Below are 13,823 nucleotides of genomic sequence, written 5' to 3'. Positions count from 1 at the left end.
GAGGGTTCCATGCACAGCCGCGTTCCTCGAATCGACCTTCGCTACGTCGCGGGCATCAGCCCTGACGTCGAGGCCACTCGGGCGCACACCCTGCATTGGCTGGCCTTCCAGGGACTCATCGTCCAGCCCGAAGCCCTGCGGACCTATGACGCGAGCCGGTTCGACCGGCTGTCCGCGAGGATGTGTCCGAACAGCCGGGGGGCGGGCCTCGACCTGGTGAGCGACTGGATGGGGTGGCTCTTCGTCTTCGACGACCAGTTCGATGGACCGATCGGCCTCGACCTCGAGGCGACCCGCGCCGTGCTGGACGAACTGTTGGCGGTGATCCAGGGCTCGACCCCCCAGCGGTACCCCTCATCGCGCCTGGGCGCCGCCCTGCTGGAGTTGTGGGGGCGTTCGACCGCTGGCGCGAGTGCGTCCTGGAAGGCACGGTTCACCCAGGACCTCGCCGGGTACTTCGAGTCGTACTACCAGGAGGCGCGTGAGCGCACGCAAGGATGGCCCGTGGACCTCGAGACCTATCTGCGCACGCGACGGCTCTCGATCGGCGTCCTGCCGAGCCTCGACATCTGTGAACGCTCCGAGGGACTCGACGTTCCGCCCGCCGTGCATGGCACGGAGGACATGACGACGCTGCGCTCGCTGTGCACGGACGTCGTGGTGATGGTCAACGACATCTATTCAGCGCCCAAGGAGGCCGCGAGCGGGCAGATGCACAACATGGTGCTCCTCCTGATGCATCACGAGGGCTGTGGGCAGGCCGCCGCCATGGACCAGGTCGAGGGTGAGATCGCGAAGCGGGTCGAGACCTTCGCCGCCGTGGAGCAGCGGATACGACAGGGCGTCCAGTGCATCGAGACCTGGAGCGTCATCGACCGCGACATCGCCGCGATCAAGAACCTGATGCAAGGCACCACGGACTGGACCCGCGAGACGGCTCGCTACGCACAGCCGTCTCAGGGGGCTCGGGAGAGGGTGACGGGATAGGTCCTCGTGTCGCGCCGGATGATCAGGATGGCGGGGCTGCCCGGCGCCCCCAACTCACGCTCACGTGCCTCTCCCGCCGTCAGCACCGTGGCGCCATCGATGGACTGGACGATGTCTCCCACGCGAAGCGCATCGCCGTGCATGCTCTCGAGCACGCCGCGCACCAGGACGTCGTCTCCGGCCATCCCGAAGAAGATTCCCAGCCGCCCCGGCTCGATGCGCGGCGGCCCGAGCTTCCAGTCGCCCACGTCCTGGGACTTGCCCACCGCCAGGGTGAGCTTCTTCTCCGCGCGCTCCGTCTTCTCGCTCCAGGCGATGACCCGGTGCTGGCCCGGCGCGACATCCTCCACCCGGAAGCGCCCATCCGCGCCCGTGGGCGCCGAGGTCAGGCCATCCACGTCCACGAACGCCTGGGCAATGGGCTTGCCTGCCTTGTCGACCAGCCGGCCCGAGATGGCACTGCCCGGCTCCACCACGACGTCGACCGGGGTCGTCTGGCCCGCGACGCTCATCGTGTCCGCCTTGCCCGCGCGACCGTCGGGCAGCGTCACGGACACCGTCACGGCGCCTGGGTTGACGTCCTCGACCACGAAGCGATCTCCCGCGAGCTCCAGCTCCTGTCGCGACAGGAAGTCGTCCTCGCTCTTCGTCGCGGAGACCACCAGGCGGAAGCCCTCGATGCTCCGGCCTCCCGCCGAGCGGACCGCCCCCGTGAGCCGCCCTCCGGGCTGGAGCTGGATGACCAGCGACCGCTGCGTGGCCGGCACGGAGGGCAGGTCGCCCCGGCGCCCGCCATTCGTGGCCCAGATGTGCAGCGGCTGGGTGCCCAGTGAGTCGGCGACCAGCGTCACCTGTCCCGAGGCATCCGTGGAGTCCTCGAGGAAGATCTCGTTCTTGCCCGCCTCCGCCCCCATGACCGTGGCCGAGACACTCGGCGCGCCATTGGGTTCCAGCACCGTGACGGAGAGGGGACGCTCCGCCTCGCGGACCTGCAGGTCCACGCGCTCGGTCGCGCCCGCCTTCAGGTCGACGACCTTCTCCTGGTCGCTGTTCTGGTTGCCCACGTCGACGAGCCATGCGGCGACGCGGTAGCGCCCGGCTCGCACTCGCATGCTCCAGGTGCCGTCCGCCGCGGTGGGGATCTGATGTGCCTCCGTGCGCGCCGTGTCCGCGAGCTGCGCGAAGACCGTCACGGCCGCCGTGGGCACGCGCCCGTCCGCGAGCTTCACGGTTCCCTCGAGCGTGCCTTCGCCCCCCAGCTTGAGCTTCACCTGATGTGTCTGGCCGGGGCTCACCGCCACGCGCTCGCGGACATGGAGCTGACTGCCCGGCCGGCGCGCGGCGACGAAGACGTCACCCGGCGGGACGTCCTCGAGAACGAAGGCACCCTGTGCATCCGTCACCGACGTGAGCACGCCTTCCATGGGCATCATCCGCCAGCGACGCTCGGGGGTGACCTGGATTCCCGCGAGAGGTTGGTCGCTGTCGTCGACGACCGTGCCCTCGATGCGCCCATTGGCGTCCAGTTCGGCCAACATCTCGAAGCGCTGACCCGCGAGCACCGTGATGCCTTCTCGCCGCAGAACCCGGAAGCCCTTCGCCCGGACCGTCACCGAATAGGAACCCGGTGCGAGGTTCCCCGCATCGAAGCGTCCGTCCGTGCCGCTCGTGGCGCTCGCGACCTCGGCGGGGGCGGCGTCGAAGGTCGCCACCATGGTGCCCGGGGCGATGGACACCGTGGCTCCCGCGATGGGCACGGAGGTGCCCTTGCCGCGCACGATTCCCGTGAGAGACGCGGCGGCGCCCAGTCGGATGCGGACGTCACGGAGGGTCATCCCCGCGCCGACGACCGCGCGCTCCCGCGCGGTGCCCGTCAGCGCATCCAGCCGCGCCGACACTTGATAGACGCCCGGGGGCACATCGAGCGAAAACCCACCGCCCGCGCTGGTTTCCGTCTCGAACGTCTCGCCCATGCCCGTGGCCGTGACGCGAGCCCCCGCCGCGGGCTTGCCCTCCGGCAGCTCGACGAATCCCTCGATGAAGGCCGAGCCATCGAGCTCGACGACGAGTCCGGAGGCCGGAGCCTGGACCCGGGCGATGCGCCGGGTCGAGTGGGCGGGCGCCGTGACCTCGAGCTGGTATTCGCCGGGCGTGAGTCCTTCGCAGCGGAAGAGGCCGCGCTCGTCGGCCGAGGCTTCGTGACGTTCCTCCTCCGGAACGGAGGTGGTCGCGACGGAGGCGGAGGCCAGCACCGTGCGCAGCGTGAGCGTGAGCCTCGCGAGAGGGACGGGGGCCTTCGAGGCGCGCTCGACGACCGAGCCCGACAAGGTCACACCCTCGCCAAGGGTGAGGCGTACGGGCGTGAGTGCCTCGCCACGAGGACGGGTGAGCGACAGCCTCGCGGTGGCGAACCCCCGCGCCTTCGCGGTGACGAGGTACGGACCGGGCCTCGCGGGGAGTCGCAGCGTGCCCGTGGCGTCCGTGGTTCCTCGCCCCGCGACGAACCACGTGGGGCGGCCTGTCTCAGGTGAACGCGGCCCCTGGACGTAGAGCGATACCTGCGCTCCCTCGACGGGCCGCGAGCTTCCGTGGACTTCGACCTGGACGGTCCCTTCCTCCTCGCGCATCGCTTCGGCGACCGGAGGTGTACCTGTCGCGGGAGCCTGGGCCACGGTCTCTCGCGGGGTGGAGGGTGACGCAGGCTTCGCCTTGGCCGACTCACCACGAGAGGCGGAGTCGGACGCGGCGGGAATCGAGGCGTCTCCCCCCTCTGTCGATGCCGCGCGCCAGATGAAGAGCACACCCACGAGCGCCAGGCCGATCGCCACCGCGAAGACAGTCTTTCGACTCATTGTCCCTCCCGCGCTCATTCTCTCGCCAGACGGACAGGGAGTGCCAGTCCCTCGGCTGTTCGCCGCGACGTTGCAGGAACTCCGAGCGCTCGTGACTCGGCGAAGACCGCATCCGACGTCCCAGGTCCGTCGCACCCGCGTGAACACCGTGCAGTTCGTCGACAGCCTTCCGGTGGAGACACTGCGGCGGCTGCGCGCGGCGCTGCCCGCTGTGAAGCTGGTGCAGGTGGTCCACGTCGTCGATGCCGCGTCCGTGGAGGAGGCTTGTGCCGTCGCTCGCGAGGTGGATGCCTTGCTGCTCGACTCCGGCAACCCGTCCCTCGCGGTGAAGGAGCTGGGTGGCACCGGCCGCGTGCACGACTGGTCCCTCAGCCGGCGCATCCGTGAGGCGGTCGCCGTCCCTGTCTTCCTGGCCGGGGGCCTCAAGCCCGAGAACGTGGCGGAGGCGATTCAATCCGTGGGACCGTTCGGCCTGGACGTGTGCAGCGGACTGAGGACTTCGGGGGCGCTCGACGCCGACAAGCTCCAGCGCTTCATGCGCGCGGTGCGGGCCGCCGAAGGCTGAGTCGACGCGGGAAGGGCCCAGGGGAGGACAGCGGGCCTGGGCCCTCGGGCGATACCGGGCCTCCGCCAGCCTGCCTATCTCCCGCTTCCCACCGTCCCCAGCGAGGTAGCCCCATGTCGGACCGTCCCGCGACGCTCGTGCTGTCTGGTGGTGGAGGCAAGGGCGCCTTCCAGGTGGGCGCCGAGCGGGTGCTGCGTGAGGTGCATGGCTTCCGCTGGGAGCGCGTCTTCGGCGTCTCCGTGGGCGCGCTGAACGGCGCCGTCATCGCCCAGCGCGAGTACGAGCGCCTGACGGACCTCTGGATGAACCTCCGCGAGTCGGACGTGTACCGGAGAGTCCCCTGGCTCGTCGTCGCCCTGCGCATCGGCCTGCTCAACAAGCTGGGCATCTATGACAACACGCCCTTGAGAGATCTGGTCGAGCGCAACCTCGCCGGAAGGCCCTTCGCCATCCCCGCCCACGTGGGCCGCGTGTCGCTCACCTCGGGGCAATACGAGCTGGTGTCGAGCGACGCGAGCGACTTCCTCTCCGCCGTCTGGCAGAGCGCGACCATGCCCGTCATCTGGGAGCCCATCGGTCCCCAGGCCATCGTCGACGGAGGCCTGCGCAACGTGACGCCGCTGGGCGACGCGCTCGGGTACGCGCCCACGGAGATCGTCGTCATCGCCTGTTCTTCCTCGCGACTGGAGCCCGTCCGCCATCCCGCCAACATCCTGGACGTGGCCCGCCGGAGCCTCACGGACATCACCCTCAACGAAATCCTGATGAACGACGTGGATGTCTTCGTGCGCATCAATGACATGGTGAGACAGGCCCATGAGCAGGGGACGTCGCTCCGCGCCCCGGACGGCAAGCCGTATGTCTATTGCCGCATCACCGTCATCGAACCCACCGCGCCCATGGGCGATACGCTCGACTTCTCCCCGGAGATGATTCGCATGCGCCTGCGCCACGGCGAGGACCGGGCCCGCGCGGTGATGCGGCCGACAGGCGTGGGCCCCGGAGAGCGCATGCCCCCGCGCATCGCCGCCCAACTGGAGCCCATCCTCCATTCCTGAGCCGCCATTTCGAAATGTGGGGGCGGCTGGCTACGATGCCTCCCGCCCTGCCGCAACCGGGGCGCGGGAGGAACACGGTGGGTGAGCGTCAGCGAGTGGCGGTGTCCGGACCTGGCGCGGAGGACTCCGCGACCGAGCGCCTCGAAGCCCTGGTCCGTCGGGCGCAAGGCGCCTCGGAGGAGGAGCGAGGGCTTCTGGCCGAGGACATCAACACGCTGCTGCTCCAGTTGCCCTCCGCGCCCGACCCCCAGCGCAGCGCGACGCTGGTGCGCTCCTACCTGGAGACACATGCCCTGGCGGGGCTCGGCACGCCGACGATGCCGTCGACCATCGCCGCCACCCATGCGCTGCTGAGCCTGGGCTACCCCGATGCGCTCACGCTGACACCCGAGGAACTCGACGCCCTGCGCCAATGGCAACGGCAGCGCTTCGCGGTCCCCTGGCTCATCCTCCTCGTGACGTTGTTCGGGGTCATCCTCGTCCAGCTCTTTTTCCTGACCATGGGCTCGGAGAACGCGCTCTTCGTCCGCTTCAACGCGACGCTCCGGGCCCTGTCCGGCGAGCCCCCGGCGCCGCCCACCCTCATGGAGCTCCATGAGGAGCTCGTGCGGAACTCGGCCTACCGGTTGCTGTTCGCCCAGTTCGTCGCGGGCGCGGCGGCCTTCTTCTACTCGGTGACCGCGGGCCGTCGGCGCGGCGGCCGGGCCCGCGCGCGACGCGTCTTCCTGACGCTGGCCGGAGTCGGAGCGGCCATGGCCCTGTTCCAGCTCCCCGCGAACGGGTGGATCGCCGCCACCACCTTCACCGCCGCCGCGGGCGCCTTCTTCTGCGCCGCCAGGCTGAAGCCGACCTGAAGGGGCCGTGACCGGCGACTCGTGACGTCTCTGTTGAAGATTACGTCGGACACCTGATGTACACGGTTCCCATGACCTTCAACTTGATGCGGTATCTACCGCTTTCCATTCTTCCCATGCTGTTGGGCTGTGGAACCCCCGCCGACGAGAAGCCCGCCGCGGTGCTGATGACGCGCGCGCAGGCCCTGATGACGGGGACTCCGGCGTCCACGGGCGTGCTGGCGTTCCTCAACAGCCGCTCGACGACGGTGGCCGTGCTGGACAACGAGGTGCCGCTCAACGCGCTCACCGCGCAGAGCCTGGTCGCGTACCGCAACGGGCCGGACGGCATCGAGTCCACGGCGGATGATCGCCACTTCGTCTCCATCGCCCAGGTGGACGCGGTTCCGCAGGTGGGCCCGGCCGCGCTGGAGGCGCTGGAGGCCTATGTCCGGGGCACCGGCCGCGTGGAGATGCCGCTGGACGAGCAGGTCGGCATCTTCCACGGCATCGCGTTCAACCTCGCCGAGGCCCGCCGGGTCATCGCCGCCGCGAACACGGCGCCCCTCAACGTCCTGCAGGGCACCGTGGGCCTGAGCGCGGCCCAGGCGCAGACCATCATCGACGCGCGCCGCATCGACCACCTGGTGGAGCTGTCCCGCCTGCCGTTCATGGATGGCGCGGGGCTGCGGGCGCTGAAGAACCACGTCGCGCTCGCGCCGGAAGGTGACCCGTGCACCGGGCCGAACACGTGTCAGGCGGGCCTGTCGTGCACGGGCCTGGCCTTCGGAGGTCCCATCGCCTACGGCCGCTGCCGCAACACGGCGTACATGCCGGGCGACGGCGACAGCTGCTCCGTGCTGCGTCCGTGTGCCGCGGGCCTGACGTGCTCGGGGCCCCAGACCGGCGCGGAGGACGGGCTCTGCCGTCCGTCGTGGATGGCGGGCACGTTCACGAACCACGCGGACCTGTCGCTGCCGGGCTCGACGACGACGCCCTGGGTGTCCACGGTGGGCGTGGTGGGGCTCGCGACCGTGCCCGAGGACATCACCGTGGAGCTGGACCTGGTGCACGCCCAGCCGTCGAGGCTGGTGCTGACGCTCGAGGACCCGGGGGGTGAGACGGCCCTGCTGTGGGACGGCCCCAACGAGGGCGTGCCCCCGGCGCGCATCCCCGTGACGCGGGGCATCCCGCGCGACGGCACCATCAACGGCAAGTGGCTCCTGCGCATCTCCAACCCCACGGGGCAGGGCAGCGGCACGCTCCGCTCGTGGTCCGTGAAGCTCACCAGCCGCTGGGACTGAGGTCGGAGGGAACCTCCGGGGCCGCGCGGGTGTCCGCGCCCGCGCGCGCCTCCACTCAATACGTGGCAGGGACGCCGCTGCTCTTGGCCTGAGCGGCAGGCACCGCCGCGGCCGTCGCGCTCCGCAGCTCGGGAACCGTCGAATCCCCTCGCGCATCAGATGGCGGTGAAGGGACTTCCGGAGCCTCATTGAGCTCCTTGTAGAAGCGACGGCCGATGAACACGCCCAACACCAACGACAGGACCAGGCCCGCGGCGGACACCGCGGTCATCACCGTGCGTCCCTGGGCCAGCCCGCTGCCGAACTGCGCGGTGAGGAAGGTGCCGGGAATGGTGCCGAGCATCACCCCGGCCACCGAGGGCCAGAACCGCGCGCCACTGGCGGCGGCCGCGGCCAGCATCACGTCGGTGGGGCACAGCGGGTTGATGCACATGGTGAACGAGAAGAGGAAATCGTTGCGCTTCGCCGCGCGCACGAGCGCCGGGTACTTGCCGCCGGCCAGGCGCTTCATCGGCCGGGTCCCCAGCTTGCGTGCCAGCACGAAGAGCAACATGGCGGCCAGGAAGCTGCCCGTTAGTGAATAGAGGGTCGCTGCGAGCGTCCCGAACATCATCCCGCCCACGGCGGTCATGAGCTGCCCGGGCAGCAACGTCAGGGGACGTACGGCGAGGAAGGCGATGTATGCCAAAGGCGCCGCATCACCCAGTGGGGCCAGCAGATCCGAGAGATGTCGCTGGTCGATGAAGTCCGGCCCCAGGAGCCGGAGCGTCAACAGTCCACCCACGGACACGAGCATCGGGGCCAGGACCCGAAGCCATGTCTTCGCACCCTGCGCCACGCAACGCCTCCCCGCGGCACGAGAACGCGCGCCGCGGGCATGAAAGTGAGTGTCGGTTCGGGAATCGGCAATGCGGAGGGAATTGTTTTCAACAAGAGAGCGTCCTGCCGGGCATGCCTCCGCCGGGAAAGTAAGCAGGGCGAGCTTGACGAACCCACCGGAATCATTGGGGTTTTGGTGTGGTGGGTCAGGCGAGAACGGCTGGCGGTGTACGGAGCTTGCTTGCATCGGGGCGCTTCCGTCCCAAGGTTTCAGGCAAGGGGCAATCGCGGTGAGGGATGGGGGCAGGCAGCCAAGAGAGGAGAGGGCGCAATGTCGGACAAGGACAACAAGGGCAGCATGACGGTGGCCGAGGCGGGCCGTAAGGGTGGCGAGACGGTCCGGAACGAGCGAGGTCGCGAGTTCTACGAGACCATCGGTCGCAAGGGCGGAGCGACGGTGAAGGCGGAGCGAGGTCGCTCGTTCTACGAGGAGATTGGCCGCAAGGGCGGCGAGACGGTGAAGGCCGAGCGCGGCGCCAAGTTCTACGAGGAGATCGGCAAGAAGGGTGGCGACCGGGTCAAGGCCACCCGAGGGCCGAACTTCTACGAGGAGATTGGCCGCAAGGGTGGGCAGAAGGTGAAGAAGCTCATCGAGGAGGGCAAGCGCGCGGCCCGGGCCGCGATGGCGGCGACGCCGGAGGGCTCCGCGCCGCAGCAGGAGGGCTCCACGCCTCCGGCGGCTCCCTCCGGTGAGACGGCGGGCCCCGGCCAGAACGAGTAGCGTGGCCAACGGCACGCGGACCCGGTAAGACGGCCCGCGTGTACCTGGTCATCACGTTCCTCGAGCAGGTGGAAGGCACCGAGCGAGCCATCCGTCGGCTCCGGGAGTTTGGAATCCCGGAGCCGCTGGTGGTCCGAGCTCGCAGCGCGGCCGCGGCGCTGTCCGCCGAAGTCCCCGTGTTCGCGGGGCTTCGCAGTCTGGCCCTCGGAGCGGACGAGGACCGGGTGTTGTTGGTGAGCACCCTCCCTGGCGTGTCGGCCGAGGAGATGGAGCGGATGATCCAACGTGTCCAGCTGGAGATGGACGCGGATGATCCCCCGATGGGTCGGCTGGTGGCCCTCCCGGTGATCGCCGCCCCCACCCACCGGCGCTCGTGACGAGCGGGGCGAGGCCGGTGTAAGCAAGCCCCGTGCAAGCGCTGCTCGTCTTCCTCGCCATCGCGGCGCTCTCCCTGCTCGCATCGAGTCCGGCGTTGGACCCGGGGCGTTTCCCCGCGCTGGCGCGGCTGGCGGCGGGGGGATTCCTGTTCCTGTTGTTCGGCGTGGTGTTGGGGCCCTCGGCGGCGGGGGTGCTGTCCGCGGAGGACGTGCAGCTGATGCGCCCGGTGATGGCGCTGGGGCTGGGCACCGCGGGCGTCATCCTGGGGTTGAACCTGGAGCCCCGGCTGCTGCGGCTGTTGCCCCGGCCGGTGTACGCGGCGGCGCTGGCGCACTCGGGCACGGCGTTCCTGTTCGTGGCGGTGCCGCTGGTGGTGCCCCTGATGCTGACATCGCGGCCGTCCGTGGTGGCGGCGGTGGGGGCGGCGTCGCTCCTGGGCGCGGCGGCGAGCCTGTCCTCCGGACACTTCGCGGTGCTGGCGTACCGGGGCGGGCGGATGGACCGGGCGCGGGGGCTGGGCGTGGCGCTGCTGACGATGCTCGACGACGCGCTGGGGCTGGCGGTGCTGGCGGTGGCGCTGGTGCTGGGCGCGGGCTCCAACGCGGGGGAGGGGCTGGGGCTGGTGTGTCTGGCCATGCTGCTGGGCGTCCTGTGCGGCGCGTTGCTGGCGTTCCTGACGCGGGCGATGAAGGACCCGGCGGAGCTGACCACGGTGACGTTGGGCATGGTGGCGCTCGTGGGCGGCGCGGCGGCGTACCTGCGGGTGTCGGCGCTGCTGGCGGGCGTGGCGTGTGGGGCGACGCTGGCGCTGGTGGGCGGGCGCACGGTGGAGCGGGTGGCGCGCGCGCTGGGGCGGGTGGAGCGGCCGGTGTTCCTGGTGGTGGTGTTCCTCGTGGGCAGCGGGCTGTACACGCGCGACTGGGCGGCCTGGGCGCTGGTGCCGGGCTTCGTGGGGCTGCGGTTCCTGGGAAAGGTGGTGGGGGGACGGATGGCGCAGCGGCTGGCGCGGGGCGTGTTGGAGCTGCCGCCCCGGGTGGGCTACGCGCTCATCGCGCAGGGCGGGCTCGCGCTGTGCCTGGTGGCCGAATACGATTTCCTGGTGCCGGGCACATTGGCGCGCCGGGTGTTGGACGTGGTGGTGGTGGGCGCGGTGGTGAACGAGCTGCTCGCGGGACCGGCGTTCCGCCAGGTCCTCTCGCCACCGCCGCCGCGTGAGCCTCCGGAGTCCGCGAGCGTGGGGGTGGCCACATGAGGGGCGCGGTGCTGCGGTTGCTGCTCCTGGTGGGGCTGCTGGCCATCATCAGCCGCGCCCAGGTGCTGCGCGAGGACGCGGGCACGCCGGTGACGCTGGCGGCCGGCGCGCTGCTCTTGTGCGGCCTGTTCGCGGGCAAGGTGGCCAAGGGGCTGGGGCTGCCCCGGCTCACGGGCTACCTGCTGGTGGGCGTGGCGGTGGGGCCGTACGCGCTGGGCTTCATCCCGGGCGAGGGCGTCAAGGGGTTGGACCTGGTGAAGGGGCTCGCGGTGAGCCTCATCGCGCTGGTGGCCGGCACGGAGCTGCGGCTGGGGCTCATCCGCCGCGTGGGCGCGAGGGTGGCGCTCCTGTGCGCCGCGGTGTGCGGCGTGACGTTCGCCGTGTGCTTCGGGGCGACCTTCGCGCTCAAGCCGCTGCTGCCGTTCCTGGCGCCGATGTCCTGGCAGCAGGCGCTGGCGGTGAGTGCGCTGGTGTCCACGGTGGTGGTGTCGTTCTCGCCCACGGTGACCATCGCCATCGTCCAGGAGACGAGCGCGCGGGGCTCCTTCACGGAGTTCCTGATGGCGCTGGTCATCATCGGCGACCTGTTCGTCATGGTGGCGTTCGCGCTGGCGGCCGGCGTGACGCGGGCGAGCTTCGGCGGCGGGCTGGACGTGACGGGCCTGTTGAGCGGGGTGGGGTGGGAGCTGTTCGGCTCGGTGGTGGTGGGCGGGGTGCTCGCGGTGGTGATGCTCCTCTACATGCGAGGAGTGAAGCAGGAGCTGCCGCTGTTCCTGGTGGGACTGTCCTTCGCGGCGGCGGAGGGGGGCACGCGGCTGCACCTGTCCCCGCTGCTGGTGTCGCTGGCGGCCGGCGCGCTCATCGCCAACCTGGACGAGCGCGAGGGGGAGCGCATCCACCACGCCATCCAGCGCGCGGGGCTGCCGGTGTTCGCGCTCTTCTTCGCGGCGGCGGGCGCGGGGTTGAAGCTGGACGCGTTGATGACGGTGGGGCCGGCGGCGCTGCTCCTGGTGGTGCTCCGGGGGCTGGCCATCTGGTTCGCCTGTCGACGCTTCGCCCCCACGGATGACCCGCGGCTGAAGGAGTACCTGTGGATGGGGCTCATCTCGCAGGCGGGCGTGACGTTCGGCCTGGCGGCGCTGGTGTCGCGCACGTTCCCGACCTTCGGGCCCCAGGTGGAGGTGCTCATCGTCGCGATGATCACCGCGCACGAGCTGGTGGGCCCGGTGTTGACGCGACGTGCACTGACGGCCAGTGGCGAAGTCAGGACGGACGAGGCACAGGGAACCGCGTAGGCTTTTGGGCCGCACGCAGGAGGGACACACGAATCATGGCCGCACCCATCCTCGAGGTGGACATGGAGCACCCGTCGCCGCGCCACATCCAGCGCGCGGTGGAGGTGCTCGAGCGCGGCGGGCTCATCGCCTACCCGACGGACACGTACTACGGCATGGGCTGTGACCTGGGCTCGAAGAAGGCCATCGAGCGGCTCTACCAGCTCAAGGGACGCGACAAGAAGAAGCCCCTGTCCTTCCTCTGCCCGGACCTGTCGGACGTCGCCCGTTACGCTCACGTCAGCAATTTCGCGTATCGGACGATGAAGGGTCTCACTCCAGGTGCGTTCACCTTCATCCTCGAGGCGACGCGGCTGGTGCCCGATTTGATGATGTCGAAGCAGAAGCAGGTCGGCATCCGGGTCCCGGATGCCCCCCTGGCGCGCGAGCTGACGCGTGCACTGGGGCGCCCCCTGGTGACGACGTCGGTGAGCAATACGGACGGTGAGCCGCTCACGGACGCGCGGGAGATCAAGGACGCGTTCGGCCATGGCCTGGAGCTCATCCTCGACGGAGGCGTGACATTGAACGAACCGTCGACAGTGGTTTCACTCATCGGCGACACGCTTGAAATCCTCCGGCAGGGCAAGGGTAGGCTGGAGGACTGAAACTCGAACAAGAGGGGGGCCGCCGTGGAATCAGGGGCCGCGGAGCCAACGCGAACGGACATGCCGCAGCAGGTTCCGTCGCTGATGAGGTTGCTATTGCTGCTGTTGTTCCGCCCGGTGGACCTGCACTACAGGCTCCGCGCGGCGGGAATCCTCGCGCCCGGGGGGCGCATCGGCCAGCTGTGGCGTGAGCAGGCCAATGGCGGCCGGGCCGCGGGGCTCTACGTCCGGCGGATGTTGTTGATGCTGGTGGTGGGCTCGCCGCTGGTGACGGGGCTGGTGGGGCTGGGGCTGTACTGTGCCGGCATTCCACTTCGCGGCGGCTGGGCGGTGTCCGCGTTGTGTTGTTCGGCGGTGGGGCTGGCCCTCGCGCAGGTGTCGGGGCTCGCGGCCGGGGTGATGTTGGGCTCCCTGGCGAGCCTGTCCATGCTGGTGGGGTTGCACGCGACGGCGGCGGGGGCCTTCGGGCCGGTGCTCGGGGGCGCGGCGGGGGTGGCGGTGGGCATCTGCCTGGGCATGGTGTCCGGGCTGTCGGTGGGCAGCATCGCGAGCATCAGCGGCGGGCGGGGTCCGTCGGTGTGGCGGGTGCAGGTGGCGGCCATCGTCACCAGCGTGGTGCCCATGTTGGTGTGGAGCCGGCAGGCCAACGTGTCGTTCGCGGGCGCGGTGGCGGCGTCGGCGCTGGTGGCCTTCCTGGTGAGCGCGTTCCGGTTGCCGCTGTACGCGCTGGAGGTGCTCGCGTCGGCGGTGGCGTACGCGGTGGAGCGGTGGACGGGGCGCCCGACGTTGCACTGGGTGCCGGTGCGCCATCACAACCTGAGCTACCTGCCGCACCCGTTCCTGAGCCGGCACCTGGCGCTGGCGGTGCGCTCGCGGCCGGCGGAGGTGCTGGCGGTGGCGGATGCCTGCCTGCGCTCGCCGGGGAACATCCTGGTGGGCTGGCCGTGGGTGGTGCAGGCGCTGGAGCGCGCCTCGACGACGGAGGGCGCGGCGGGCGGGCCCCATGGCTGAGGGGCGCGCCCGGGAAGTTGGGGGCGTTGGATTGCCTCGGC

General features: G+C 70.5%; 13 protein-coding genes. 11 read left to right on the top strand and 2 right to left on the bottom strand.

Annotation, left to right across the window (positions count from 1 at the left end):
- Positions 1 to 9: 9 nt before the first annotated feature.
- Positions 10 to 987 carry a terpene synthase family protein gene (locus VZQ01_RS41445; RefSeq protein ID WP_408890413.1) on the top strand — a complete coding sequence of 326 codons (978 nt, stop codon included), beginning with the start codon at positions 10 to 12 and terminating at the stop codon, positions 985 to 987.
- Here VZQ01_RS41445 and VZQ01_RS41440 read toward each other — a convergent pair.
- Complete coding sequence (locus VZQ01_RS41440; protein ID WP_426746404.1) at positions 957 to 3,839, bottom strand: carboxypeptidase regulatory-like domain-containing protein; 2,883 nt, start codon at positions 3,837 to 3,839, stop codon at positions 957 to 959. The two genes, VZQ01_RS41445 and VZQ01_RS41440, sit on opposite strands and share 31 nt — an antisense overlap.
- 91 nt (positions 3,840 to 3,930) lie before the next feature.
- On the opposite strand from VZQ01_RS41440, the gene VZQ01_RS41435 reads away from it, so the two are divergent.
- The 4 genes from VZQ01_RS41435 (at position 3,931) to VZQ01_RS41420 (ending at position 7,599) form a co-directional block, all read left to right on the top strand.
- Complete coding sequence (locus VZQ01_RS41435; protein WP_426746403.1) at positions 3,931 to 4,404, top strand: phosphoribosylanthranilate isomerase; 474 nt, start codon at positions 3,931 to 3,933, stop codon at positions 4,402 to 4,404.
- 113 nt (positions 4,405 to 4,517) lie between these two features.
- Positions 4,518 to 5,462, top strand: coding sequence for a patatin-like phospholipase family protein (locus VZQ01_RS41430; protein WP_426746402.1), 945 nt, complete (start codon positions 4,518 to 4,520; stop codon positions 5,460 to 5,462).
- Positions 5,463 to 5,539: 77 nt separating this feature from the next.
- Positions 5,540 to 6,316 (top strand): hypothetical protein, encoded by a 777-nt coding sequence (locus tag VZQ01_RS41425; RefSeq protein WP_426746401.1) that lies wholly within the window; start codon positions 5,540 to 5,542, stop codon positions 6,314 to 6,316.
- Between the two features lie 71 nt (positions 6,317 to 6,387).
- On the top strand, positions 6,388 to 7,599 hold the full coding sequence (locus VZQ01_RS41420; protein WP_426746400.1) for a proprotein convertase P-domain-containing protein: 1,212 nt from the start codon (positions 6,388 to 6,390) through the stop codon (positions 7,597 to 7,599).
- Positions 7,600 to 7,654: 55 nt separating this feature from the next.
- Here the strand turns inward: VZQ01_RS41420 and VZQ01_RS41415 are convergent, their stop codons facing one another.
- Positions 7,655 to 8,395 carry a TVP38/TMEM64 family protein gene (locus tag VZQ01_RS41415; protein ID WP_255653314.1) on the bottom strand — a complete coding sequence of 247 codons (741 nt, stop codon included), beginning with the start codon at positions 8,393 to 8,395 and terminating at the stop codon, positions 7,655 to 7,657.
- A 354-nt stretch (positions 8,396 to 8,749) separates the two neighbouring features.
- Here VZQ01_RS41415 and VZQ01_RS41410 point away from each other — a divergent pair, with 354 nt between their 5' ends.
- Genes VZQ01_RS41410 through VZQ01_RS41385 form a run of 6 tightly spaced genes read left to right on the top strand, consistent with a single transcriptional unit; the run spans position 8,750 to position 13,782 of the window.
- A complete protein-coding gene (locus tag VZQ01_RS41410) occupies positions 8,750 to 9,199 on the top strand; it encodes a general stress protein (protein WP_141324348.1) in 450 nt (149 codons plus the stop codon).
- 38 nt (positions 9,200 to 9,237) lie between these two features.
- Positions 9,238 to 9,576, top strand: a complete 339-nt coding sequence (locus tag VZQ01_RS41405) for a hypothetical protein (RefSeq protein WP_046713755.1) — start codon at positions 9,238 to 9,240, stop codon at positions 9,574 to 9,576.
- Between the two features lie 32 nt (positions 9,577 to 9,608).
- Positions 9,609 to 10,829: a sodium:proton exchanger gene (locus VZQ01_RS41400; RefSeq protein WP_426746399.1), complete on the top strand. Its 1,221-nt coding sequence runs from the start codon at positions 9,609 to 9,611 to the stop codon at positions 10,827 to 10,829.
- On the top strand, positions 10,826 to 12,124 hold the full coding sequence (locus VZQ01_RS41395) for a cation:proton antiporter (protein ID WP_223748618.1): 1,299 nt from the start codon (positions 10,826 to 10,828) through the stop codon (positions 12,122 to 12,124). Before VZQ01_RS41400 ends, VZQ01_RS41395 begins: the two co-directional genes overlap by 4 nt.
- Positions 12,125 to 12,159: 35 nt before the next feature.
- Positions 12,160 to 12,771, top strand: a complete 612-nt coding sequence (locus VZQ01_RS41390) for an L-threonylcarbamoyladenylate synthase (RefSeq protein ID WP_223748617.1) — start codon at positions 12,160 to 12,162, stop codon at positions 12,769 to 12,771.
- Between the two features lie 60 nt (positions 12,772 to 12,831).
- Positions 12,832 to 13,782 (top strand): hypothetical protein, encoded by a 951-nt coding sequence (locus tag VZQ01_RS41385; protein ID WP_223748616.1) that lies wholly within the window; start codon positions 12,832 to 12,834, stop codon positions 13,780 to 13,782.
- Positions 13,783 to 13,823: the final 41 nt, after the last annotated feature.

This window comes from Myxococcus faecalis, from assembly GCF_050039385.1.
Taxonomy (GTDB): Bacteria; Myxococcota; Myxococcia; order Myxococcales; family Myxococcaceae; genus Myxococcus; species Myxococcus fulvus.
The sequence above is the reverse complement of the archived record's forward strand: the minus strand, read 5'-3'. Positions and strand labels throughout refer to the sequence as shown.

What these genes read in the sequence shown, in the direction of transcription:
- VZQ01_RS41395 (WP_223748618.1), top strand. Translation starts at nt 10,826, where the DNA reads ATGAGGGGCGCGGTGCTGCGGTTGCTGCTCCTGGTGGGGCTGCTGGCC.
- VZQ01_RS41410 (WP_141324348.1), top strand. Translation starts at nt 8,750, where the DNA reads ATGTCGGACAAGGACAACAAGGGCAGCATGACGGTGGCCGAGGCGGGC.
- VZQ01_RS41430 (WP_426746402.1), top strand. Translation starts at nt 4,518, where the DNA reads ATGTCGGACCGTCCCGCGACGCTCGTGCTGTCTGGTGGTGGAGGCAAG.
- VZQ01_RS41440 (WP_426746404.1), bottom strand. Translation starts at nt 3,839, where the DNA reads ATGAGTCGAAAGACTGTCTTCGCGGTGGCGATCGGCCTGGCGCTCGTG.
- VZQ01_RS41420 (WP_426746400.1), top strand. Translation starts at nt 6,388, where the DNA reads ATGACCTTCAACTTGATGCGGTATCTACCGCTTTCCATTCTTCCCATG.
- VZQ01_RS41415 (WP_255653314.1), bottom strand. Translation starts at nt 8,395, where the DNA reads ATGCTCGTGTCCGTGGGTGGACTGTTGACGCTCCGGCTCCTGGGGCCG.
- VZQ01_RS41390 (WP_223748617.1), top strand. Translation starts at nt 12,160, where the DNA reads ATGGCCGCACCCATCCTCGAGGTGGACATGGAGCACCCGTCGCCGCGC.
- VZQ01_RS41385 (WP_223748616.1), top strand. Translation starts at nt 12,832, where the DNA reads ATGCCGCAGCAGGTTCCGTCGCTGATGAGGTTGCTATTGCTGCTGTTG.
- VZQ01_RS41445 (WP_408890413.1), top strand. Translation starts at nt 10, where the DNA reads ATGCACAGCCGCGTTCCTCGAATCGACCTTCGCTACGTCGCGGGCATC.